This is a genomic window from Amphritea sp. GJ51-11 (assembly GCF_055808735.1).
The window spans coordinates 3,552,695-3,576,225 of the sequence record NZ_CM147881.1; the positions used below are offsets into that span (position 1 = coordinate 3,552,695).

Annotated in this window: 20 protein-coding genes; 1 reads left to right on the forward strand and 19 read right to left on the reverse strand. The window is 49.9% G+C overall.

Translation table 11 applies throughout. The features are described from left to right. Positions 1 to 27: 27 nt before the first annotated feature. From flhB to AC0L4K_RS16070, 19 genes are all read right to left on the reverse strand, one after another. A complete protein-coding gene (gene flhB / locus AC0L4K_RS15980) occupies positions 28 to 1,164 on the reverse strand; it encodes a flagellar biosynthesis protein FlhB (protein ID WP_417223798.1) in 1,137 nt (378 codons plus the stop codon). Continuing rightward, positions 1,165 to 1,950: a flagellar biosynthetic protein FliR gene (gene fliR / locus AC0L4K_RS15985; RefSeq protein ID WP_417223797.1), complete on the reverse strand. Its 786-nt coding sequence runs from the start codon at positions 1,948 to 1,950 to the stop codon at positions 1,165 to 1,167. Positions 1,951 to 1,953: 3 nt separating this feature from the next. Beyond that, the gene (fliQ, locus tag AC0L4K_RS15990) at positions 1,954 to 2,223 is read right to left on the reverse strand and encodes a flagellar biosynthesis protein FliQ (RefSeq protein ID WP_417223795.1); all 270 of its coding nucleotides are present in this window, start codon (positions 2,221 to 2,223) and stop codon (positions 1,954 to 1,956) included. 52 nt (positions 2,224 to 2,275) lie between these two features. After that, entirely contained in the window at positions 2,276 to 3,025 is a 750-nt protein-coding gene (gene fliP / locus AC0L4K_RS15995) for a flagellar type III secretion system pore protein FliP (protein ID WP_417223794.1), read from the reverse strand. Further along, positions 3,022 to 3,474: a flagellar biosynthetic protein FliO gene (gene fliO / locus AC0L4K_RS16000; RefSeq protein WP_417223792.1), complete on the reverse strand. Its 453-nt coding sequence runs from the start codon at positions 3,472 to 3,474 to the stop codon at positions 3,022 to 3,024. Before fliO ends, fliP begins: the two co-directional genes overlap by 4 nt. Next, positions 3,471 to 3,875 (reverse strand): flagellar motor switch protein FliN, encoded by a 405-nt coding sequence (gene fliN, locus AC0L4K_RS16005; protein WP_417223790.1) that lies wholly within the window; start codon positions 3,873 to 3,875, stop codon positions 3,471 to 3,473. The genes fliO and fliN overlap by 4 nt, the downstream gene beginning before the upstream one ends. 24 nt (positions 3,876 to 3,899) lie before the next feature. Next, entirely contained in the window at positions 3,900 to 4,874 is a 975-nt protein-coding gene (gene fliM, locus AC0L4K_RS16010; RefSeq protein ID WP_417223789.1) for a flagellar motor switch protein FliM, read from the reverse strand. A 13-nt stretch (positions 4,875 to 4,887) separates the two neighbouring features. Then, the gene (locus tag AC0L4K_RS16015; protein WP_473267161.1) at positions 4,888 to 5,424 is read right to left on the reverse strand and encodes a flagellar basal body-associated FliL family protein; all 537 of its coding nucleotides are present in this window, start codon (positions 5,422 to 5,424) and stop codon (positions 4,888 to 4,890) included. A 123-nt stretch (positions 5,425 to 5,547) separates the two neighbouring features. Next, positions 5,548 to 8,493 carry a flagellar hook-length control protein FliK gene (locus AC0L4K_RS16020; protein ID WP_473267163.1) on the reverse strand — a complete coding sequence of 982 codons (2,946 nt, stop codon included), beginning with the start codon at positions 8,491 to 8,493 and terminating at the stop codon, positions 5,548 to 5,550. A gap of 75 nt (positions 8,494 to 8,568) precedes the next feature. Then, positions 8,569 to 9,009: a flagellar export protein FliJ gene (fliJ, locus tag AC0L4K_RS16025; protein WP_417223784.1), complete on the reverse strand. Its 441-nt coding sequence runs from the start codon at positions 9,007 to 9,009 to the stop codon at positions 8,569 to 8,571. After that, positions 9,009 to 10,403, reverse strand: coding sequence for a flagellar protein export ATPase FliI (fliI, locus tag AC0L4K_RS16030; protein WP_417223783.1), 1,395 nt, complete (start codon positions 10,401 to 10,403; stop codon positions 9,009 to 9,011). Before fliI ends, fliJ begins: the two co-directional genes overlap by 1 nt. After that, positions 10,396 to 11,172 (reverse strand): FliH/SctL family protein, encoded by a 777-nt coding sequence (locus AC0L4K_RS16035; protein ID WP_417223782.1) that lies wholly within the window; start codon positions 11,170 to 11,172, stop codon positions 10,396 to 10,398. Before AC0L4K_RS16035 ends, fliI begins: the two co-directional genes overlap by 8 nt. Further along, positions 11,172 to 12,188, reverse strand: a complete 1,017-nt coding sequence (gene fliG, locus AC0L4K_RS16040; protein ID WP_417223780.1) for a flagellar motor switch protein FliG — start codon at positions 12,186 to 12,188, stop codon at positions 11,172 to 11,174. Before fliG ends, AC0L4K_RS16035 begins: the two co-directional genes overlap by 1 nt. Then, complete coding sequence (fliF, locus tag AC0L4K_RS16045) at positions 12,181 to 13,881, reverse strand: flagellar basal-body MS-ring/collar protein FliF (RefSeq protein WP_417223778.1); 1,701 nt, start codon at positions 13,879 to 13,881, stop codon at positions 12,181 to 12,183. The genes fliG and fliF overlap by 8 nt, the downstream gene beginning before the upstream one ends. Before the next feature lie 53 nt (positions 13,882 to 13,934). Continuing rightward, positions 13,935 to 14,288: a flagellar hook-basal body complex protein FliE gene (fliE, locus tag AC0L4K_RS16050; protein WP_417223777.1), complete on the reverse strand. Its 354-nt coding sequence runs from the start codon at positions 14,286 to 14,288 to the stop codon at positions 13,935 to 13,937. 181 nt (positions 14,289 to 14,469) lie between these two features. Then, positions 14,470 to 15,090: a 3'-5' exonuclease gene (locus AC0L4K_RS16055; protein ID WP_417223775.1), complete on the reverse strand. Its 621-nt coding sequence runs from the start codon at positions 15,088 to 15,090 to the stop codon at positions 14,470 to 14,472. Positions 15,091 to 15,098: 8 nt separating this feature from the next. Continuing rightward, positions 15,099 to 16,925: a DUF294 nucleotidyltransferase-like domain-containing protein gene (locus AC0L4K_RS16060; RefSeq protein WP_417223773.1), complete on the reverse strand. Its 1,827-nt coding sequence runs from the start codon at positions 16,923 to 16,925 to the stop codon at positions 15,099 to 15,101. Positions 16,926 to 17,082: 157 nt separating this feature from the next. Beyond that, complete coding sequence (locus AC0L4K_RS16065) at positions 17,083 to 18,906, reverse strand: sodium:solute symporter family protein (RefSeq protein WP_473267166.1); 1,824 nt, start codon at positions 18,904 to 18,906, stop codon at positions 17,083 to 17,085. A gap of 32 nt (positions 18,907 to 18,938) precedes the next feature. After that, positions 18,939 to 19,202, reverse strand: a complete 264-nt coding sequence (locus AC0L4K_RS16070; RefSeq protein ID WP_417223770.1) for a DUF4212 domain-containing protein — start codon at positions 19,200 to 19,202, stop codon at positions 18,939 to 18,941. 280 nt (positions 19,203 to 19,482) lie between these two features. On the opposite strand from AC0L4K_RS16070, the gene AC0L4K_RS16075 reads away from it, so the two are divergent. Then, entirely contained in the window at positions 19,483 to 23,421 is a 3,939-nt protein-coding gene (locus AC0L4K_RS16075) for a hybrid sensor histidine kinase/response regulator (RefSeq protein WP_473267169.1), read from the forward strand. The last annotated feature ends 110 nt before the right edge of the window (positions 23,422 to 23,531 follow it).

Below are 23,531 nucleotides of genomic sequence, written 5' to 3' on the forward strand. Positions count from 1 at the left end.
TTGCCGGAATTTGACCTAGCAGAATGATTAATCGTCCTGACGCAGCTCATCTGGAATATCCAGATCCTCAGAAACCGCTTTCGGTGCTGGACCCTGTTGACGCTTATGGCGTTGCAACTGAAATACATAGGCCAGCACTTCAGCCACTGCTTTAAATAGACCAGAAGGTATCTCTTCATCGACTTCAGTAGAGTGATAGATGGCCCGCGCTAAAGGTGGTGCAGAAAGTACGGGGATATCGTGTTTATCCGCAATTTCTCTGATTTTAAGGGCAACAAAATCCCCGCCTTTAGCCACTAAAAACGGCGCACCGCCACCGCCCTGATCATACTTCAAGGCCACCGCATAATGAGTCGGGTTGGTAATGACCACATCCGCCTCAGGCACTGCAGACATCATCTTACGTTGGGAGATTTCACGCTGTAGCTGTCGGATACGTCCTTTAACTTCAGGCTTACCCTCACTGTTTTTCATCTCATCTTTAACCTCTTGAAAGGTCATTTTGAGTTTTTGCGTGTAATCATAGATTTGAAAGGGCACATCGATAAGAGAAATCAGAATCATGGTGCAGCTCATGACCAGAAACGCCCAGATCACAATCTCAGTCGCATGGGACATGGCGGGAAAGATATCTTGTGACCCAAGCGAAAAAAGCGCGTCCTTAGAAGCCATCAACACCAGAAACGAGAGCGAACCGACCACTAAAAATTTAGCCAGCGCTTTAAACAGCTCCAACAAGGCCTTAAGTGAAAACATCCGCTTAATACCCGCCAATGGATCGATCCGACTAAACTTAGGCGCCATCGCTTTCATACTGACGTTCCAGCCACCCAGGGCGATTGGCCCCACAATTGCTGCAACCAATAACACCATAAAGAAGCCAATACAGGCATACAGCGCCTCAAACAGCGAATACCCTAGATGCATAAACATCGCGGCCGGATCCATTACCGCCTGTCGATCAAGACTGAAGTTAAACTTCATCATGCCGGCCATCTTATCCGCCACCTGCCCACCGAACATCATCGCTGCCGCTGCCGCTGACAACAACAGCACCGTCGTCGCCAGCTCTTTCGATCGGGCAACATCGCCTTTCTCTTTAGCGTCACGAAGTCGTTTCGACGTGGGTTCTTCGGTTTTCTCCTGACCGCTGTCTTCAGCCATCTACAACACCCCCACGCCAAGCACCTCATCGAGGTAATTAAATGCCACCGCTACAAAGCGCTGGTACTGACCTAAAAAGCCTTCCAAACTAACCCAGGCAATCACTAACCCCACCAGCATGGTAAATGGAAAGCCGATAGCAAAAATATTCAACTGCGGCGCGGCCTTAGCCATCACACCAAAAGCGAAGTTAATCACTAACAATGCCGTCACCGCCGGCAGCGCCATTAATAGCGCACTGGCTAACATCCAACTACCCGACTTCGCTATTGCCATATAACCGGCCACCGGCATCGGCCCCGCCGACACGGGCAAGACAAAGAAACTACGGGCCAACGCCTCAAACATCACCAAATGACCGTTAAAAGCCAAAAACAGTAGCATCACCAACATGAGATAGAGTTGCGATAGCACCACCACCGATACGCCATTTGCCGGATCACTGACAGAGGCAAAACCAAGCCCCATCTGTGAGGAGATTAACTGCCCCCCCAAGGAGAATATCTGAAACAAAATCTGAATAACAAACGCCATCGCCGTACCAATCAGCACCTGCTGCGCAATCAAAATATACGTTTGCAGCGACATACTGTCGATAACGGGCATAGCCGGTAAGGTAGGCAATAAAACGATGGTCATGGCTAACGCCAACCCCAGTCTAATACGGGCAGCCACCAGCTGGGTACCGATCATCGGCACCACCATAAAAAAAGACGCGATACGAAAGAAGGGCAGCAAGAACTGCGCAACCCATTGCTCCAACTGAAGGGACGTCAGTTGCAACATTTCTTACCCCAAATACAAGGGTATATTGGCGAAAATACTGTGGAACTGATCCATCAGCTGTCCCAGAATCCAAGGCCCTGCCCACATAATCGTTAACAGGGTCACCAGCAAGCGCGGCAAAAAACTCAGGGTTTGTTCGTTAATTTGGGTAGCCGCCTGAAAGGTCGATACCATAAGCCCCACCAGCAATGATGGCACGACAATCACCGCCACCAGCACAACCACTAAAAACAGTGCTTCGCCAAACAGATCAAGTGCCATTCCCGGTGTCATTAGATACTCTCCCAAGCGTTAAACGATGCCTTACGCGACCGTTGAAAAACCGTCAAACAACAAAGCTGCCCGCCAGCGTACCTATTACCATAGCCCAGCCATCGACCAACACAAACAACATAATCTTGAACGGCAGCGAGATAATCACCGGTGACAACATCATCATACCCATTGCCATCAAAACACTGGCCACCACCAAGTCGATCACCAAAAATGGAATAAACAGCATAAAGCCAATCTGAAAAGCCGTTTTCAGCTCACTCGTCACAAACGAAGGCACCAATACTGTAAAAGGTATATCTTCCGGCGTTTCGACCGCCGGAGTGCGGGAAATATTCATAAACAGATTAAGATCGTTTTCACGGGTTTGCGCCAACATAAAACCTCGAAACGGCAAGCTAGCCGCCGTTAACGCTTCCAGAGATGTAATCTCTTCATTTAAATACGGCTGCACCGCCTGCTCATTCACCTTATCGAGCACCGGCGACATGATAAAGAGTGTCAGAAACAGTGATAGTCCCACCAAGATTTGGTTCGAAGGTGTTTGCTGCAATCCCAACGCCTGCCGCAAAATAGCAAAAACAATGATAATACGCGCGAACGAAGTCATCATCATCAGAATAGCGGGCAGGAACGTCAGCAGTGTCATCAGCCCCAAAATCTGGAGCGTCACACTGTAATCGGCAGTACCATCAGCATTGGTTGTAAGGGTAACAGCGGGAATACCTAGATCCGCCGCGAAGACGGCACCGGGAAATAGAATCAATAGAAACGGTAATAGCAGAGCGAATAATCGTTTCACTCGGCCTCCTTACGGCTCAACACCTGCTGTAACTTAGCCGCAAACTCACCAGATGCAGCACCGGGTTCAATCAGAGGCTGATCATAACTTTGCAATAGATTAACCCGCCCAGGCGCCACCCCTAACAACAGCTGCTGTTCACCCGCCTGCACCAGCACCAGCTTTTCACGGGTCGTCAACGGCACCGAGGCGATAACACGCAGGGCCTTATTCTGCCCCGGCAAGCCAGAATACCGTTTCAGCAACCATGCCAACGATAGAATCAACCCCACCACTAAGATCAAACCGGCGGTTAACTGCATGATCGAGCCCGTATTGACGGGGTCGACCATCTGACGCGCCACGACACTCGAGGCTTTACCCGTCTCACCTTCCACTGCTAGCGCTAGCTGGCAACTCCCCGCCCAAAGCAGAAGAATAGCGGACAAACGGGCGCGCAAAGGGATCATCTTAGCTTATCTATACGTTCCTGCGGACTGATCACATCAGTCAGCCGGATACCGTAGCGGTCATTCACGACAACAACTTCACCATGAGCAATCAAAGTACCGTTTACTAGCACATCGAGTGGCTCACCGGCAACCCGATCAAGCTCCACAACCGATCCCTGATTAAGCTGTAATAGGTTGCGAATCGAAATATCTGACCGGCCCACTTCCATCGACAATTTTACCGGAATATCGAGAATCACATCCAAGTTAGGGTTATCCAGTCGTACACTGTCATCTCTCAACTCATCCAGATCGATGGCCTGCCCGGTTGATGCTTCAGACTGAGCCTGCTCAGCCATCGCAGCACCCCAATCGTCAAGGCCTTCTTGGCCTTGATTATCAATATCGTCATTACTCATGAGTGATATGCTCTGTCCAACGGTTTAGTCATTTTTACTCCGGCTGATAATTTTTACCGCCAGATTCCCTCGGGATGTACCCAGCTTACAATTAAATACCGGTACCCGCGCAGCCTTCAGTTTAAGTGTATCAGCGATATCGATAGGAATAATATCGCCAGCCTCAAACTGCATAATGTCGCGTAACTTCATCTTACGTTCGGCAATCACCACATCCAAATCGATCGGCGCGCCTAACATATCGTGCTTCAGTGAGGTCAACCACTGTTCATCCAACTCTTCTTCAGCGGGCTTATAACCTGAGATCAAAATATCTCGAATAGGCTCCAGCATAGAGTAAGGCATCGTCACATGAAACTCACCGGTGCCGCCCTCCATATCCACCTGAAAACTACTCACCACGACCACTTCCGAGGGGTTGATTACATTGGCCATTGCCGGGTTAACCTCATGTCCACTGACTTCAAATTTCAGTGGCATGACAGGCTCCCATGCTCCCTCAAGATCAATAAAAAACTGCCCTATGACCTTATTAATCAAGCGGATCTCAGTAGGGGTAAACTCCCGCCCTTCAATTTTGGCGTGCCGACCATCACCACCAAAAAAGCTATCCACCAAGCGGAATACCAATTTAGCGTCCATCACTAACAGCGCCGTGCCGCGCAAAGGCGACACTTTCAATAGGTTGATACTAGTGGGAACATAAAGGGTATGAATATAATCGGAATACTTCATAATCTGCACGCCACCAACCGATACATCGGCATTGTTGCGTAGCAGCGTAAACAACGAGATACGGGTATGACGGGCAAACCGCTCGTTAATCATCTCAAGCGTTGGCATCCGGCCACGAACAATCCGCTCGTGACTCGCTAGGTCATAGACTTTGACCCCGGAATCTTCGTCGACAACGCTTTCTTCAGTCTCAATATCTCCATCATCCACACCATGCAGTAGGGCGTCGATTTCATCCTGAGAAAGCAGGTCTTTGACTGTCATATATGCCTATCCATCACTGCATTACAAACCCGGTAAACAATATCTTCTCGACTCCAGGCTTACCAATTTTATCCTGCATAACGCCTTGAATCTCAGCCAAAGCAGCCTGCTGCAGCATCAACTTACCTTTCATCGTCCGCAACTCATCAAAAGACTGGCTAGAAAACAGCTGGTTCAATACGGAAACGATTTTCGGCATATGTTTGGTTAACGCAACCACCACAGCATCATCTCGGCTTTTAGCCTCGACATGCAACTGCATATAATGCGTTCGACCATCTTTACTCGGCACAACGACCGTAAAGTAAGGACTGCCCTCTAAGGTACGAATTTTGGTATATAGCGCCTGCGCAGGCTTATCAGGTTTGGCATTTTCGGCAACAGCTTCATCATCGGAGCCGCCGAGCAAGAACATCGCTACCCCACCACCGATAATGGCCGCTAGGAGGATCCCAGCAACAGCGATCAGGATCAGTTTTAACTTACCTGAGCCCTTTTTACCCTCAGCCGCCCCACCAGCAGCCGCATCAGTATTTTCATCAGCCATCATTAGCCCCACTGATTATCAGCCGGAAACCCGGCAAATGCATAAACATACAATTAAAGCCGTAATATAACATACTGATTCAACAGCGGAAGCAAGCGAGTCAACATTCAGGCGAATGTTAGCCTATCAAGCGTAGTAATCAACCAAAGAAAGACTCTCCCTGACGACAGACTCGACTCGACTCTCATCCGCATTATCATTTTGATAGCCCGCAAAAGCCGTTCCCGGTTCAGATTGATCCCGTTGCTGACCACCGCTCTGATCTTCTACCGAGGATTCCGACAGATTGAGCCCCTGCTCGGCAAACATCTCTCTCAACCTTGGCATATTCTGTTCTAATGCTTCGCGAACACTGCCGTGAGGGGTGTTAAACACCACGCTCACTTGATCGTTCTTTAGATGCAGTTTCACCTGCAAGGAGCCTAACTCCGGTGGATCTAACCGAATCTCAGCAAACTGACCATTTTTTGACGCCATTAACATCACCCGGTCATTAACGGCCGGCCCCCAACTTGGCATACCCGGCTTAACACCTTGAGGCATACTCGTCTGAAGCGGTTCCTGTACGGTACGAGTCGGCTTAGACAAAGCGGCTAAGGAATCGGCAAAACCCGTGAGCGAGCTCTCTTGTCGTGGTTCTTGCTTATTATCGACGCCTCGACCCACATCAATACCGTTCGCTTTATCCAACACCATTTTTGTTGCAAGATCATCTCGACCTTGAGATCCCGCGGCCTGAGCCATAGGCTGCTCGACACCCTGCCCCACAGGCTGAGCTGGCGCTTGACCAATAACCTGACCGGTTAACGGATTAACCGGCTGCTGCGGAGGTGTTATCGACGCTTGTGTCGCATCATTTGATTGCCGCACAGGTTGCGAAGGCGTTAACTCAGGCGACTGCAATCGAGCTAACGATTCACTCAATGATGTTTGCCCATCACCAATAGACACTTTCACTGCAGGCTCAACGGCCCGATCAGCCAGACCTTCAGAGCCAGGCGCAGCACCAATATCAGCATCAGGTAGTGATGCGCCTTGAGCAGCAGAAACAGCCGGTGCAACGCTTGATATTGGCGAATCAGAGCGCGATGCTAATGCGTTTGTTGTCGCTGCAGCAGGATTATCATTCTGCTGCACTCTCGCGGTACCTGCCACAGGCAACACCACACCAGTCGCACTCTGCTCAGGCAGCACATGACGCTCCGCCATAGCAGGCCCTGAACTAGGCAGAGACTGAATCCGATTATCACTCTGCGGCTCCGACGGCGAACTGGCATGACCAGACGACTGCAGCCGCGCTAAAGATTCACTCAACGTCGCAGCAGCAGGATTATCATTCTGCTGCACTCTCGCGGTACCTGCCACAGGCAACACCACATCAGTCACACTCTGCTCAGGCAGCGCGTGACGCTCCGCCACAGCAGGCCCTGAACTAGGCTGAGGCTGAATCCGATTATCACTCTGCGACTCCGACTGCAGCCGTGCTAAAGATTCACTCAACAACGCTTGCCTGTTAGCCACAGGCACTTCTACCCTAGACTCGACAACTCGATCAATATCGACCACACTTTCAGTGCTAGATACCGAGCTAGCAGCTAAAGAAGCGGGCGCAACGAGGTTCGATGAAACACGAGGATCGGCAGCTTGCATATCTAGTTTACGTGGCGCAGCAACATCAACGCTCTGGCGTAGCTCAGAAGCACTACCAACAGGCAATATTGCAGCATTCTGTTCAGACGTTTGACGCTCTCCTGTCCCAGACGCAAAACTAGGCTGAGGCTGAATTCGACTATCGCTTTGCTGCACAGGTTGCAAAGGAGTTAACTCAGACGACTGTAATCGAACTAAAGATTCACTCAACGATGCTTGCCCGTTAGCCACAGGCACTTCTACCCTAGACTCGACAACTCGATCAGCCCCAACCGCACCTTCGGCTCTAGACGCCGAACTCGCCACTAAAGAAGCAGGAGTAACGGGATTCTGTGTCGCACTGTTACCTGTCGCTCCGCTAGCGGCTAACACCTGCGCTACTGATTCACCAGGGCGACTGGACGCCGCTACACCGTTATCAGCTAGACCGCGTTCAACAACACCAACCCTATTGAATTTATTAGGATTTTCGCCTTCAAAACTTTGCTGACTTGATGGCGACTGAGGATTAATCTCAGCACTGCGATCCAACGACGCTGCCGCATTAACTATCACCTCAGGAGAACCAGACTCTCTCACTATAGACTGAGGCGACGATAAGGGGAGTTGAGATGAACGATTTAACCTATCAGATTCGTCACTAACGGGTGCTGTATTCGGCACTGACGGAGCCAACTGACTTACAGGCTCTGTCGATGCCATTGTAGCGCTTTCGGATGCAGCAATTGAACTGACACGTCCCGTTGAAAGAGGCGCATCTTCAGCCAAAACAGTCACCTGCGGAACGGATCCAACTAATGGCTGAACAGTAGAAGAAGCCTGACTGCTCCCCCTATCCGCAACGCTTGTCAAACGCTTCAAGGCTGAATCAACCGCCACCGCTAAATCGGCACGGCGATACTGATCTATCTGTTTCAGCGTTTCATCACCCGCCAAGCTGACGCTGGTATATTGTGCAGCGCTTACATCAGTTCTTAGATCAACATTTAACTCTGCGCTTAGTGCTGAAGGCGGCATTAACTCGGTATGCAGGTCGGCTTTAAGCGCCGATCTCTGTTGTTGCTTTAACTCGAGCCGCTGTTCTGTCATTTCGGCGGATTTGGCAGTCACATCAGCAACCGCATCAACAACTATCTGCGCGCCAGCCACCTCGGTCATAGCGACCGCATTCGCTACGTTCATGCCGGCAGGCAATAATCCACCTCCACCCGGCAAACTCTGTCCGCTCGGCGATTGCCCCTGAATGCCTGAGCGTTGCTGCTGCGCTTGTAACATCGATTGATCAAAGGAGGCTATAACACTAACACCTGCAGCATTCAAAGCGCCCACAGGGGGCGTTTCAGTAACAACAGCCTGACTGCTCGATACCGAACCAACACTCAGCAATGATCCGACCCCCGAAGCCGAAAACGTTTGATCCATACTGCACTCCCCGGCAGACTTATAACTACCGTTGAGAATGCACAATCAGTGCCACTTTGATAAGAGGAAAATTTATTAGATCAAAGGGGGACGAATTAACTGGGAACGCTCATCAAGTTCTTTCTGCAACTGACGTTCCGCTTCTTTAGATTCCTGCATTTTCAGCTTATCCACCAGCATCTCAACCGATTTAAAATGCTGATAAGCGCTTTGCCAATGGGTGGTAACTTTTTCAAGCTGCTCGCGGTCCATCTGCAACGCCTTTTCTTGCTGCTCTACCGCTACCCGTAACTTGTGCATAAAAGCCTGATGGGTGTGAATTTGCCCAGGGGAGATACCCGCCGCACCTTGCTGATAGAAGCTATTGGCATAATCGGAATAATAGCCATGCAACTGGGTTAACGTAGCCTCTCCCTGCTGTACTTTCGCTTGGGCTTGGCTCAACCACTGATCGGCCTGCTTACGTTTTCGCTCTGCAAGATCCAAGACAACCTGCAACCGCTTAGACCTTTTCATCAGGACGTCCTATTTCCCATAGCGATATTCTGCTGCCCTTGTTGCACCCCAGGCATACTGCTCGGGTTCGGCGTTAGCACCATCGCAAGATCCGTCAAACTCTTTTGAAAAGCATAGGATTCATTCAGGCCCTGTTGCAAAAAAGCATTCATCAAGGGCATCCGTTCTACCGCAAAATCAGTTTCAGCATCACTTCCCCGCGCATAAGCACCAATAGAGATAAGGTCCTGATTCTGTTGAAATTTTGAATAGAGTTGTTTAAACCCCATCGCCGCTTGTAGATGATCAGAGCTCACCACCGAAGGCATCGCTCGGCTAATTGATTGCTCGATATCGATGGCAGGATAATGGCCCCGCTCAGCCAAGCTACGGGATAACACAATATGTCCATCCAAAATAGCCCGGGCCGAATCGGCAATCGGATCTTGCTGATCATCCCCTTCGGTCAGAACCGTATAGAAAGCGGTGATAGAGCCTCCCTCTTTATCCCCATTCCCGGCACGTTCCACCAACTTTGGTAGCTTAGCAAATACCGACGGTGGATAACCCTTAGTCGCGGGCGGCTCACCCACAGCCAAAGCAATCTCGCGCTGCGCCTGCGCATAACGGGTCAAAGAGTCCATCAGCAACAAGACATTTTTACCCTGCTCACGAAAATATTCAGCCAAGCGAGTCGATAGCTGGGCCGCTCTTAAACGCATCAACGGCGACTCATCAGCGGGAGAGGCAACTACCACGGCGCGACGCATGCCCTCCTCACCAAGACTATGATCGATAAACTCTTTGACCTCACGGCCACGTTCACCAATCAAGCCCACCACCACAATGTCCGCCTCGGTAAACCGCGTCATCATACCCAATAAGACACTTTTACCCACACCACTACCCGCAAACAACCCTAACCGCTGCCCCCGACCTACACTCAAGAGCGAGTTAATGGCGCGAATCCCAACATCCAACGTCTGTTTGATGGGTTGTCGACTGAGTGGGTTAATATTCCTGCCCTGCAAGGGCACCGTGGTTTTACAGCCGAGTTCACCTAGACCGTCGAGCGGTTTACCGACACCGTTAATCACCCGCCCCAGCAACTCAAAACCTACCTGAACATCACTGCCGCCGACCATCGGACTCACTCGGGCACCAGGCGCCAAGCCTTCTAATTGATCAACGGGCATTAAGTAGATTCGATCACCAGAAAAGCCCACGACTTCAGCTTCAACCGGCTCACCATGGTCGGGATAGATAAGACAGTATTCACCCATCGAGGCCTTGATACCCACCGCTTCAAGGGTTAAACCGATCAGGCGGGTTATTTGCCCGTGGGCCACGGGCGCAGGAATGTTATATTTCAGCCCCTTTAAACGGGCCAATCGAGCATTCAGTTGATCACTCATGGGGAGCTGATGGCTCAACCTCTGACGAGACTGGCACCTCATCCTCCATCTGCGTCAATGCTCTGCGTAGCTGCGTAACCGCGGCCTCAAAACGGCGTTCAACCGTATTATCAAGCAGGCCATAGCCACTCACCACTTTACAACCCCCTCGAGCCATAGACGCCTCTTCAACCAAGGACCAACGTTCATTCAACGCCAACAAAGGTTCGAGGTTCGGCACATCATCTGGATGTAAAATCACTTTAATTTCGGCGCCGGTTTGTGGCAATTGCGCTACAGCATCTTCAACCGCTTTAATCACCGGGGCACTATCTAACTCAACCTGTGTACCGACCACCGCTTCACTCAGTTCAGTAATTAAATCAACGACTAGCTGCTCGACCTCCGCATTGATTTTTTGCAACGGCTGATCTAACTGCTGCTGCAAGTTTGTCAGTAACGCTAACTGCACATCGATTTCAGCACGCGCGGTAGCCAAGCCTTCTTTGTGCCCAGCAGCACGACCCTCTTCTAGACCCTTCTCCAAGCCTTCATCGCGGCCCTGTTGTAAACCTTCCTGATAGGCATCTTCACGGATTTTTTCGAGCTCGGACAGTGTGAGACGACCATCAACAACTTCCTCAACCACCTCTTCTGTCACTTTTTCCGGTTTTTGCTGCAAGCCAACTACATGCTTCCCCTGCACCACGGGCAGGGTCCATAATGCTGCAGCCCGCGCATCTTCCGCACGAATCCGGATTACCGATTTATCGATCGCCTTCATCTGCATTACATCATCTCTTCGCCGCCACTACCGAGCATAATCTCACCTTCATCGGCCAATCGACGGGCCACGTTGAGAATCTCTTTCTGGGCATCTTCCACTTCACTCACACGCACAGGCCCTTTCGCCTCGAGATCATCTCGCAACAATTCGGCCGCCCGTTTCGACATATTTTTGAAGATTTTATCCTGTAGTCCCGATTCCGCACCTTTAAGGGCAACCACCAGAGTATCGGTATTAATTTCACGCAGAATAACCTGAATGCCTCGATCTTCCACATCGATCAAGTTATCAAATACAAACATCATTTCAGAGATCTGATCACTGAGCGGCTCATCCACTTCGCGAATTTTCTCCATCAACTCTTGCTCAATATTATTATCGAAATAATTCATAATATTAGCCGTTGTTTGTAGTCCACCCAAGCTGGCGCTCTGACTGCTGTTGCCAGAGAACTGTAATTCAAGGATATCATTCAGCTCCTGCAGGGCGGATGGCTGGATTTGATCCAATGAGGTGATCCGCATCATAATCTCGAGACGGACATTTTCATCAAATCGTTGCAACACATGGGCTGCTTGATCTGGATCCAGATAGGCCATGACCACGGCCTGTATCTGCGGGTGCTCATAACGAATAATTTCGGCAACCTGCCGGGAATCCATCCATTTCAGGCTCTCTAAACCCGAGGTATTAGTGGTCATCAGAATACGATCAACCAACGTCTGCGCCCGGTCATTGCCTAGGGCTTGACTTAACATCTCTTTGATATAGTGATCGTTGTTAATACCGATACTGGTCTGATCGCTAATCGCTTCCATAAAGTCCGCCATCACCGACTCGACCGTCGACTGAGGGATATTATCGAGGTTACTCATGGTCAAACCTAACTGCTGCACCTCTTTCTGGCCAAGATAGCGCAGCACTTCGGCGGCATCACTTTCACCCAAGGAGATAAGCAACACCGCCGCTTTCTGGACATTTGTTAATTCAACACCGGATTCCGTTACCTGATCATTCATTCTCAATCACCCACTGACGGATAGCCTGCGCCACTTTGGCAGGATCTTCAGCAATCATGCTGCGAATCGCATTCATTTGATATTCATAGGTTTCATTCGGCGTCGGCGCCAGCGCATTATCGATGCCGCTAAAGGTCACATGGTCCGGCGATATACCGCTCATATCGAGGGATTCAAGCTCAGCAGCCATATCTGATTCAGATTTCGAATCGGATTCATTAGCCGCTGCTTTCTGTGCCGCACTAATCGCCAAACTTTTCATAATCGGTCGCAACACTCCAAATACCAATAACAGCACGAACAGACCACCTAACACCTGTTTCACCAGATCCAGCACCCATTCCTGCTTCCAGATCGGTACTTCTTCCTCCTGATAGACCTCAGGCACGGCAAACGGAGAATTGATCACGCTAACGCTATCACCCCGCAACGCCGAATAACCGACCGCATCCTTAACCAGTATAGACAATCGATCGAGTTCGTTCTGATCCCAAGCGGCCCGTATCTTTTCACCACCATTAGGACCTGCCGTCGGAATATCATCAACCACCACCGCAACAGAGAGACGGTTAATCTGCCCCATTTGATGCTTGGTATAACTGATAGAGCGGTCTAACTCATAATTACGTGTAGCTTGAGAGCGCGCATTTTGTGGCGCCGCGGGGCGATCAACAACCCCCTCGCCTTGCACCGGCAAACCCGTACCACCCACTTCAGGCACCGCATTTGCGCCCGGAGGTTGATTCGACAAAGCACCCGGCACACCAGATGCAGCACCTTGCCCTACCGTACTTTCATCAAGCACCTGTTCACTGCGCAACGCAGGAAGGTCCGGGTTATAGATCTCATCGGTTTGCTCAACGGCGGTGAAATCAATATCAGCCGATACTTCAGCTCGGTAACGCCCTAGACCAACCACCGGTTGTAAAATACTGTTAACCCGATTAACTAGGGTTTCTTCGATTCGACGGGTATATTCAAGCTGTTTAGCAGCCAACACCACATCGGTATCCATATCTCGTGTATTCAGCAAGCGACCTTTTTGATCGACCACCGTCACATCTTCACTGGAAAGCTCCGGGATACTGGAAGCCACGAGATTAGTAATCGCCTCAACCTGAATCGCTTCGAGTCGCCGTCCCGCCACCAGATCCAAAAACACCGATGCAGTCGGTTTACGCTGATCACGAATAAATACCGACTGCTTAGGCAACGCCAAGTGAACCCGGGCGCTACGTACCGCCAGCATACTAGTAACGGTCCGCGCCAACTCACCTTCTAAACCACGCCGGTAGCGAGCGGTTTCCATAAACTGACTGGTGCCTAACCCCTGCTCCTTATCTAACAACTCAAAGCCAACGGTATTATCACCATTAAAACCTTCAGCGGCTAAACGCAAACGAGCTTTATGCAGATACTCTTCAGCCACAAGAATATTGTGACCCGTTGAATCAAACTTATAGGGGATACCGTTGAGCTGTAACTGTTCAACAATCGGATTTGCATCCGCATAGGAGATATTATTATAAAGCACCCGGTAATCGGGTTCTTGGGACCAGAGCACCACGGCGAAGCCGATCGCAATAGTGGCTGCCAAGCCCACCATCAGACCTAACTGACGCACCAACCCCAAGCGGTTAAAGCCAAAGGCTACCGAGCCACCTGTTGTTGTCTGCACTGCTGCGTTTTCCATCTAACCGTGCACCCTGATGCTACTTATACATATTATTGTGTGTTTCATTCGCATTAGATCGACATTTTCATAACGTCTTCATAAGCGCTTAACATTTTATTACGCACCTGGGTCAGAGCCTGGAAAGAAACCGAGGCCTTTTCCATGCTGATCATCACCTGATGGAGATCAACCCCCGCCACCCCTTGCTCATAAGAGGTCGCCAGCGTTTTCGCCTGCGCTTGAGCGTTATTAACACCATCGATTGCGCCTTTAAATAGATCAGCAAAGCTTTCACCGTTTTGCTCATCAGCGACACGACGAATCGCAGCAGGCCGGTTAATATCAGAGGAAATGCCCTGTTGGGCCTGCATTTTGACTTCACGCATCTGTTGTAAAACTGCGTTAATGTCTGCACGTTCAATCATACACACCTCAGAAATGGCAATATATTGACATTATAAGTTTGATCAGCCACTTAGCAAGCAACAAAACAAACTGTTCGCCAATTTTATGACACAAAACCGTGTCAATTTTCAATCTTAGCTATGTATAAAGCAAAAAACGAGCCACAAGGCCCGTTTGTTTTTTGACATGTTTAACCTATTTCTACCCCGGTCGCTCACCATATTGCAGCCGCACATACATCAGCGCTACCGTAATAGCATCACCTAGGGCGGTATGTCGCTCTAACATCGGAATATCGAGCTGCTTAGAGATCGTATCAAAGCGCAAATCGACATCACCGCCAACATACCGCCACTTTATGATGTCGTGATACACATGTGATAACTCGATCGCTTTACCCGGCAAACCGAAGCCATAACGAGGCCGCAAATACTTTTCTAACATGCGCACATCGTAGTTAACGTAATAACCAAGAATCGGGCGATTACCAACGAACTCCAGCACTTTTTCCAGCGCTTCGTCCATATAGACTCCATCAACGAGGTCCGCCGCTCGAATTTTATGAATCTTGATAGAGTCGCCCGTCAAACTTTTCGGCGGCTTGAGCTTAATATCTAGCCGCTCACTGGTCATCACTTTGCGACCTTTGATTTTCACCGCGCCAATCGAAAGAATTTCGCCCTCTTTAACATTCAAGCTTGTGGTCTCACAATCCAGAGACACCACCTCATCGCCATCATAGGGCTGAAATAGATGAGCATAAGGACCATTCTTATGATCCATCCGCTCCTTTATTTTTCTGATACTTCTGGGAATAATCATATTCCGTGTTAGCCTCCCAGGTGATACCTAAGCACAAGATGTTTTTTAAATCCTTTAACGATATGCATCCCATCCCGAAGCAAATCCTTCTCCATTTTATCCAATGATGACAGTTCAAGGATATTAGGCGTTTGGTCTACACCATCACTCGACTCATCAATACGCTTAACCTGCTGCTTTAGGCGTGTCTGGATAAACAATGCCAACGCCTCACCCAATTCACGACCATGTTCAGGCTTCATCTCCCCCATCTCAACCAGCGCTTCGATACGCTTGAAGGTGTTGGTTTCCAATATTTTGAACTGCAACGCCATAGTACGTATACCGTGCACAATCGGAAAAATACCGGCCTTCTTCACATCCAGCTCACCTTTATCTTTTAAGTTACCAAAAAAGGTCAGCGGAGTATTGAACTCAATAGCCGCCCGGGCAAAATGGGAAAAGAAAACGTCATTGTTCTGCAGATGACGCAAAAACCAGTTTCTTGACGCTTTAAAAAGCGCCGCATTACCCGCGACCGGATGAGCATCAACGGCAATCGCTAATCGCATCTGCGCCTCGCCTTCACACTGATAAGACCAATCACTCATAGCTTGAGTCCACTGGCCAATCGACTTAACCCACTCTGGGTTAGAGACCATGATATTACCTGGGCATTTAGGAAAGCCGAACGAGATCAGTATCTCGGTAAAGCGCTCCATAGTCGCTTGCATCTCAGGCCAGATCAAACCATCACGATAGATCAATGCATTATCCTGATCGGTTTTCATGACCTGCTCGCCACGCCCCTCACTGCCCATCACCACCAAGCACACATGGGGCTGCATATCCGGCGGCACGACCAACCCAAAGAGTTTAGCAATCACCCGTTCATTCATGGCGGCAATCAACTCCATCGCAAAGCGCGCCTTAACGCCCTGCGACACCATCGCTTTAATCAGGTCATTTAATCCATGCGCCGCCTCATAGAGATCTTCAACCGTCTGCGCTCGCTCGATTCGCAAACCGATCACATGGGAATGACTGGAAAAATAACTCAATACATCGGTCAGTTCGATCACGCCGGTTAAACGATCACCATCCATCACCACGATTCGCTCTATGCGTTGCTGAGTCATAATAATCAGCGCATTAAACAGATAGTCATCCGAGGTCGTGGTAATCAGTCGATAACTGGCGATACCGGCAACACTGGCATCCAGCGCTAACTTATTCACCACCACCGCATCTAACAGATCGGTCCCCGTCACCATACCGTAACGATTACCACGTTTAACCAAGACACAATCGGCACGCTTCTCTCGCATCAGCAGCGTCGCTTCGGTAATCGTCGTTCCTTCAAGCACGATCAGCGGCTCACGAATCAGGCCGTCTTTGACCTGAGCCAGCATAAACTCGGCCATATCCTGATCGCCGCCCTCTTGGGCTTGGATCTCAGTCTTAGCGGAAAGGCTTTGCTGAAAGTAATCGGCAAAACGACTATTACTGGCGCACAGATCGAGCAGCACACGGGTCGGCAATATATGGCAGATCGTTTCATCGACCGCAATAAAGTTATGAATCGCCTTACCCTTAAGTGCCGACCAACCGCCAAAGTAGTCTTCGTTGGTATAGTGAACATAGAGGTGCTCTTGCGCCCCCTGCTCTTCTACTTCGTCACTCTCAGCGACCCGCCCCTTTAAGATGACGTACACACCTTCAGGCACACTGCCCGCCGCAAGAATGGTCTCACCTGACTGGTAGTAACCAATATCCAAGCTCGAACGCAGTAGTTCCTGCTCCTTTGCAGACAGCAAGCTAAACGGCATATTCTCTATTTTGAAAGATGATGGCATCAATACTCTCCTCAATCCGCGGCGGCTTAAAGCATCTGATTAAAGGGTCAAAGAACCCTTTAGGCTGAAACTTTAATAACACTCAATCAGACTCGATAAAAAAAGGCGCGCCAACCTTCGCTGACGCGCCTTACATTGAATCAGATCTATTCAGATCTTAGTGCGCGTGAGCAACACCAGCACCACGTGGTACACGAATGTTCTCAACCATTTCCTGAATTTCAGCAGGTGGTGGCGGAGTCATCATGCAAACAACATAAGCGACGATGAAGTTCAGGATCATACCCACGAAGCCGAAGCCACCGGTGGAGATACCCAAGAACAGGTCATCTTTCGAGCCGCCCATGAAGGTGAAGTAGACCATATAAGCCATAGTAGAACCCAGACCCACAACCATACCTGCGATTGCGCCTTCTTTGTTCATACGGCTGTTGAAGATACCCATCACGATAACAGGGAACACTGAGGAGGATGCCAAACCAAAGGCCAGCGCCACCACCTGTGCCACAAATCCTGGCGGGTTAATACCGAAGTAACCTGCAATACAGATCGCCACAATCGCCGCAAGACGAGCGTACATCAGCTCCTGTTTCTCAGAGATACCTGGGTTGATACAGGTTTTCATCAAGTCATGCGCAATCGCAGTAGAGATTACCAACAACAAACCTGCCGCTGTTGATAGGGCCGCAGCAACCGCACCGGCTGCTACCAGCGCAATAACCCAGCTAGGTAACTGAGCGATCTCAGGGTTAGCCAATACCATGATGTCACGGTCAACATACACTTCGGTGACAAATGGAGCGCCTGGAGCAGGCGTTGGATTAACCTTAGCGTTTGTTACCGCACGCTCACCATGAATACCGCGAGCTTCACCATCAAACGCAGGCTTACCACCTTCAAACGCTGAACCTGCAGAGTATTGTACTTTGCCGTCACCGTTATAATCGTGCCAAGCCAACAAGCCTGCATTTTCCCAGTTAGAAAACCACTGTGTTTTAGGGTCAGCTTTCAACTCAGCATAAGAAGTACCTACGTTAGTCGCATCAGTACCGTTAATTGTTTCGATCAGGTTTACACGACCGAAACCAGCAACACCAGGGATAGTAGTGTACAGAATCGCGATGAAGATCAACGCCCAACCCGCAGAGGTACGCGCATCTTTAACACGCGGTACCGTGAAGAAACGTACGATTACGTGTGGTAGACCCGCAGTACCCGCCATCAGCGCCGCTGTCAGACAGAAAATGTCGATAGTGGATTTCTGACCGGAGGTATATTCCGCAAAGCCAAGGTCAACAGACAATTTATCCAGCGTTGCCAAAACAGACAAACCTGAATCCAGTGTCGCACCCAGACCAATTTGTGGCAGGAAGTGACCGGTAACCTGCATAGACATAAAGATCGCTGGCACCATGAACGCCAGAATCAGTACGCAGTACTGAGCTACCTGAGTATAGGTAATACCCTTCATACCACCCAATACAGCGTAGAAGAATACGATCGCCATACCGATGATAACACCCGTGTTGATATCAACATGCAGGTAACGGGAGAATACAATACCCACACCACGCATCTGACCAGCAACATAAGTAAAGGAGATAACGATAGTACAAACAATGGCAATCACACGCGCCGTTGTAGAGTAATAACGATCACCCACGAAATCAGGCACGGTAAACTTACCAAATTTACGCAGGTAAGGTGCCAGCAGCATCGCCAACAGCACATAGCCGCCGGTCCAGCCCATCAGGTAAGCCGCTCCATCACGACCGATAAACGATACCAATCCCGCAAGCGAGATAAAGGAAGCTGCTGACATCCAGTCAGCGGCTGTCGCCATGCCGTTCGCAATGGGGTGTACACCACCGCCAGCGACATAGAATTCTTTTGTAGACCCGGCACGGGCCCAGATTGCAATACCAATATAGAGAGCAAAGGAGCCCCCTATAAAGATGTAAGTAAGTAGATCAAGACTCATATTCGTAATCCTCAGCTCAGCCGTTATTGTTCTTATTCATGAACATCGTATTTTTCATCAAGCTTGTTCATGCTCGCAACGTACATCCAAATCAATGCGACATAGACGAAGATTGCACCCTGCTGCGCGATCCAGAAACCCAGAGGGAAACCGAAGAACGGGATAGCGTTCAATTGATCAACGAACAGGATTCCAGCGACGAAAGACACTACAAACCAGACCGAAAGGTAAGTCATGATAATGCGTAGGTTTTCGGCCCAATAAGCCGAAGCATTGTCTTGTGCAGAAGTAGACATTTGCACCATCCTTATTTTTGTTATTGAAGGTTAAGTAAAAGTTGTGGACTGTTAGAATTTAACAAAGTGTTCTGGCAAAAAAATCCCCTACTTTGGTCTGATCAAACATCACCAAAACACCCTAAACAGGCCGCAGGCCATACCCTGCGCGCCTTCAAGCCATTTCAAAAAAACCGTTACAACTCAACAGACTAGACAAAGGTATAAGAGCGATAGGGTTCTCACCCCGAGTTCGGTTACACTAAGCACTCCAGCACCGTAACAACAGGCAGACCTGACTATGCTTTCTGGCGGCTCCATTATTCTTATTTCACTGGCCTATGTGGGGCTGCTCTTTGCTATTGCCTACTTTGGTGACCGCAGCGCCCAAGGACGCTCATACGCCAGCAACCCCGTTATTTATTCACTGTCTTTGGCTATCTATTGCTCCTCTTGGACCTTCTACGGAGCAGTAGGTCGGGCATCGGTCAGCGGCTGGCAATTTTTGGCCACCTATCTCGGCCCCGCCATTGTGTTTATTTTTGCTTGGCGGGTTATTGAAAAAATCATCTTGGTGAGTAAGCAGCAAAACACTACCTCAATTGCCGATTTTATCTCCTCCCGCTATGGCAAGAGTCAGGCACTGGCGGTATTAGTCACCATCATCGCCGTCTTTGGCACCATTCCCTATATTGCCATGCAGCTCAAAGCCGTGGCGATTAGCTATGACGCGATTGCTCCCGGCGCGACTGAAGCACTCAGCAAGGGTAACGACACCGCTCTGTTTGTCGCCTTAGTCATGGCCGTCTTTACTATTTTATTCGGCACCCGGCATATCGATGCCACCGAACATCACGAAGGCATGGTGCTAGCGGTGGCGTTCGAGTCCATCGTCAAACTCACCGCCTTTATTGCCGTCGGCCTGCTAGTTACCTTTGAGATTTTTGATGGCGTGCCTGATCTGATCGACAATATTCGCCATCAACTCAACAACAATACTAATTTCAATAGCCCGCTCAACGGCAGCTTTCTCGGCAATAGCTTCCTCACCGAGATACTGCTCGCCTGTGCCGCTATTCTCTGCCTACCACGACAGTTTCATGTCACCATCGTCGAAAATACCCGCATTGAAAATCTAAAAACCGCCCGTTGGCTCTTCCCCCTCTATATGCTGTTGCTATCACTGTTTGTGCTGCCCATCGCAACCGCAGGGATGACCCTATTCGCAGGCTCCGATATCAATGCTGATACCTTCTTGCTGATGCTGCCCCTGCACGAAGGCTTTGAAGATTTAGCCACCTTCGCCTTTATTGGTGGTCTATCCGCGTCAACCAGTATGGTTATCGTCGCCTCTATTTCACTCTCCACTATGGTTTGTAACGACATTGTTATGCCTCTGCTGTTGAGAGTTTCTTGGCTCAAACTATCTAAAAATAAAGATCTCGGCGCGATGCTACTTCGTGTCAGGCGGATCACCATTATCTGCCTGATGATCATGGCTTACTTTTATTATCGAATCCTGGGTGATCAAGGCACCCTGGCATCATTTGGCCTGCTGGCCTTTGCCGCCTCGGCGCAATTCTTACCGGGACTACTCGGCGGCGTCTATTGGAAAACCGGCTCGCGCCACGGCATTCTCATCGGCCTTTGCGCAGGCTTCCTAATCTGGCTTTACACCTTGGTGTTCCCCACCATGGCCAGCGCCGGCTTGATGCCCAACTCGTTTATCGAAAACGGCTTATTTGGTTATGACTTCTTACGACCCACACAACTATTCGGCATCACCGGTATGGATCCCCTCACCCACGGCACGTTCTGGAGCCTCTCGATCAACACCTTGCTCTATGTGGTGATATCCCGCTATAGCCCACAACGACTGGTCGATCGGATTCAGGCCAGCGCCTTTGTAGATGTTTACAGCAAAGACCTATCTGAACCCTCCCGGGTGTTCAGCCACGCCACCGTAGGTGACTTACAGATACTCACCGAGCGCTTCCTCGGCATTAGCCGCACACAGCACGCGTTTACTGGCTTTGCTCTAAAGGCGGGCATCGATCCACCACTGTCCGGCGATAAAGCCAGTGCCGAACTGATCCAATTTACCGAGCGTCTGTTAGCCGGAGTTATCGGCGCGTCCTCTGCCCGCATCGTATTGGCCTCGACCCTGCGCGGCAAAGATATGCAGATTGGCGATGTGGTCACCATCGTTGATGAAGCCTCGCAAGCGCTGCGCTTTAACCGTTCGTTACTGCAATCGACCATCGAAAACATCACCATGGGCATCAGCGTGGTGGATCAACAGATGCGTCTGGTCGCTTGGAACCGGCGTTATATTGAGATGTTCGAATACCCTAGCGGCCTAATCTGTGTTGGTCGCCCAATCGAGGAGATCTTCCGCTATAACGCCTCGAAGGGTGAATATGGCCCCGGCGATATCGAACAACAGGTTACAACCCGCCTCACGACCCTAAAAGAGGGTAAGGCTCACTCCTATGAACGCCACCGTACCGACGGTTCGGTATTAGAGGTCCGGGGCAATCGGATGCCCAATGGTGGTTTTGTTAACACCTATATGGATATTACCGAACATAAACGGGTGCAGGAGGCATTGCGGGAGAGTGAGCAAAATGTCCGTATCTATACCGATAATGTGCCGGTATTGATCGCCTTTTTGGATACCGAGCGGAACTTCCGCTTTATCAACAAAGCCTATGCCAATACCTTTAAACTCGATCGCCACAACATCGCCGGCGTTAACAGCGCCAGCACCCTATCTGCACAAGAGCTTGAGATACGCCACCCCTATGTTGATAAGGTATTACAGGGTGAACGTCAGCGCTTTGAAACTCAAATCCCATCACCCGACGGCCAAGCCCGTTATGCGGAAGTAACCTACATTCCTCATATCAACGACAGCGGTGATCAACTGGGTTATTTCACCCTTTATCAGGACATCACCGAGCGTCGTAAAGCCGAGCAATTACTACAAGAAACCAACGAAAACTTAGAGCAGCGGGTACGCGAACGGACCCATACGCTATCAGTGGTTAACAAAGAACTGCGAAAAGAGAACACCATTCGTGCCCTCATTGAGGATGAGCTGCGACAGGCTAAATTTGATGCCGACGCTGCCAACCTAGGCAAAACCCGCTTTCTTGCCGCCGCCAGTCACGACCTACTGCAGCCGCTAAATGCCGCTCGATTATTTATCTCGGCCCTAGCGCAGCAAAAACATACCGAAGAAACCCACCAACTGGTTAACAACCTCGATGGCTCGCTAAAAGCCGCCGAGAGCCTGATAACCACCATTCTCGATATCTCTAAACTGGATGCGGGCGCTTTAGAGCCAAACCTCAGCCACTTCTCTATCAACGGCATGTTCGACAATCTCAGCGCCGAATTCACCGCCCTAGCTGAAGAGAAAAACTTGCAGTTTGATTTCGTCAAATGTTGCCAGACCATTCATTCCGATCAACAACTGCTGCGTCGAGTTCTGCAAAACTTCCTATCCAATGCGATCCGCTACACCCAGCAGGGCAAAATCATGCTCGGCTGCCGCCGTACCGGCAAACATCTGCGGATCGAGGTATGGGATACCGGCGTAGGCATCCCTACCGATAAGCTCAAAGAGGTATTTGAGGAGTTTCACCGCATCAACAACCCAAAACATTCTCAGGTGGATGGACTCGGCTTAGGTCTGGCCATCACCGAACGTATCGCCCGGATGCTTCACCATCCAATCAATGTGCGTTCATGGCCTAACAAAGGTACTGTTTTTAGCGTTACCGTACCGTTGGGCGATAAAACCAAAGCGGTTAAAGCACGCCCCGAAAAACGCGGCTGGATACGCAGTAAAGGCCTCGAAGGTATTAAAGTACTGGTGATCGACAACGAACCTAAGATTCTCGAAGGGATGGGCGCACTATTACAGGGTTGGTCTTGCTCTGTAGTTACGGCTATCTCAGCGGCGCAGGCTAAGGCGAATATTATCGAGCAAGACTTTGTGCCCGATATCATTCTGGCTGACTATCACCTCGATGAAACCCTCACCGGGGTCATGGCACTACAGGACCTCGCAGAGCTGTGGGACCATCCGATTCCAGCAGTGGTGATTACCGCCGACCGTACCGACGCAGTTAAAGAGGAGATCACCGCCAATCATGCTGAAATTTTACATAAACCCATTAAGCCGGCAGCCCTTAGAGCAATTATCAGCAAACTGATTGCCTCGGCAAAATAAGATCAACATGGACATTTCAACGCTATTGCCGACTAGACAGCGGCAACAACACTAAACAGCAGTACCAAAAAAAGCGCATCTACTAAACAATGCTAGTAGTGCGCTTTTTT

Coding starts and splice junctions, on each gene's coding strand:
- flhB (WP_417223798.1), bottom strand. CDS start 1,164: ATGGCTGAAGACAGCGGTCAGGAGAAAACCGAAGAACCCACGTCGAAA.
- fliR (WP_417223797.1), bottom strand. CDS start 1,950: ATGTTGCAACTGACGTCCCTTCAGTTGGAGCAATGGGTTGCGCAGTTC.
- fliQ (WP_417223795.1), bottom strand. CDS start 2,223: ATGACACCGGGAATGGCACTTGATCTGTTTGGCGAAGCACTGTTTTTA.
- fliO (WP_417223792.1), bottom strand. CDS start 3,474: ATGATCCCTTTGCGCGCCCGTTTGTCCGCTATTCTTCTGCTTTGGGCG.
- fliN (WP_417223790.1), bottom strand. CDS start 3,875: ATGAGTAATGACGATATTGATAATCAAGGCCAAGAAGGCCTTGACGAT.
- fliM (WP_417223789.1), bottom strand. CDS start 4,874: ATGACAGTCAAAGACCTGCTTTCTCAGGATGAAATCGACGCCCTACTG.
- AC0L4K_RS16015 (WP_473267161.1), bottom strand. CDS start 5,424: ATGATGGCTGATGAAAATACTGATGCGGCTGCTGGTGGGGCGGCTGAG.
- AC0L4K_RS16020 (WP_473267163.1), bottom strand. CDS start 8,493: ATGGATCAAACGTTTTCGGCTTCGGGGGTCGGATCATTGCTGAGTGTT.
- fliJ (WP_417223784.1), bottom strand. CDS start 9,009: ATGAAAAGGTCTAAGCGGTTGCAGGTTGTCTTGGATCTTGCAGAGCGA.
- fliI (WP_417223783.1), bottom strand. CDS start 10,403: ATGAGTGATCAACTGAATGCTCGATTGGCCCGTTTAAAGGGGCTGAAA.
- AC0L4K_RS16035 (WP_417223782.1), bottom strand. CDS start 11,172: ATGCAGATGAAGGCGATCGATAAATCGGTAATCCGGATTCGTGCGGAA.
- fliG (WP_417223780.1), bottom strand. CDS start 12,188: ATGAATGATCAGGTAACGGAATCCGGTGTTGAATTAACAAATGTCCAG.
- fliF (WP_417223778.1), bottom strand. CDS start 13,881: ATGGAAAACGCAGCAGTGCAGACAACAACAGGTGGCTCGGTAGCCTTT.
- fliE (WP_417223777.1), bottom strand. CDS start 14,288: ATGATTGAACGTGCAGACATTAACGCAGTTTTACAACAGATGCGTGAA.
- AC0L4K_RS16055 (WP_417223775.1), bottom strand. CDS start 15,090: ATGATTATTCCCAGAAGTATCAGAAAAATAAAGGAGCGGATGGATCAT.
- AC0L4K_RS16060 (WP_417223773.1), bottom strand. CDS start 16,925: ATGCCATCATCTTTCAAAATAGAGAATATGCCGTTTAGCTTGCTGTCT.
- AC0L4K_RS16065 (WP_473267166.1), bottom strand. CDS start 18,906: ATGAGTCTTGATCTACTTACTTACATCTTTATAGGGGGCTCCTTTGCT.
- AC0L4K_RS16070 (WP_417223770.1), bottom strand. CDS start 19,202: ATGTCTACTTCTGCACAAGACAATGCTTCGGCTTATTGGGCCGAAAAC.
- AC0L4K_RS16075 (WP_473267169.1), top strand. CDS start 19,483: ATGCTTTCTGGCGGCTCCATTATTCTTATTTCACTGGCCTATGTGGGG.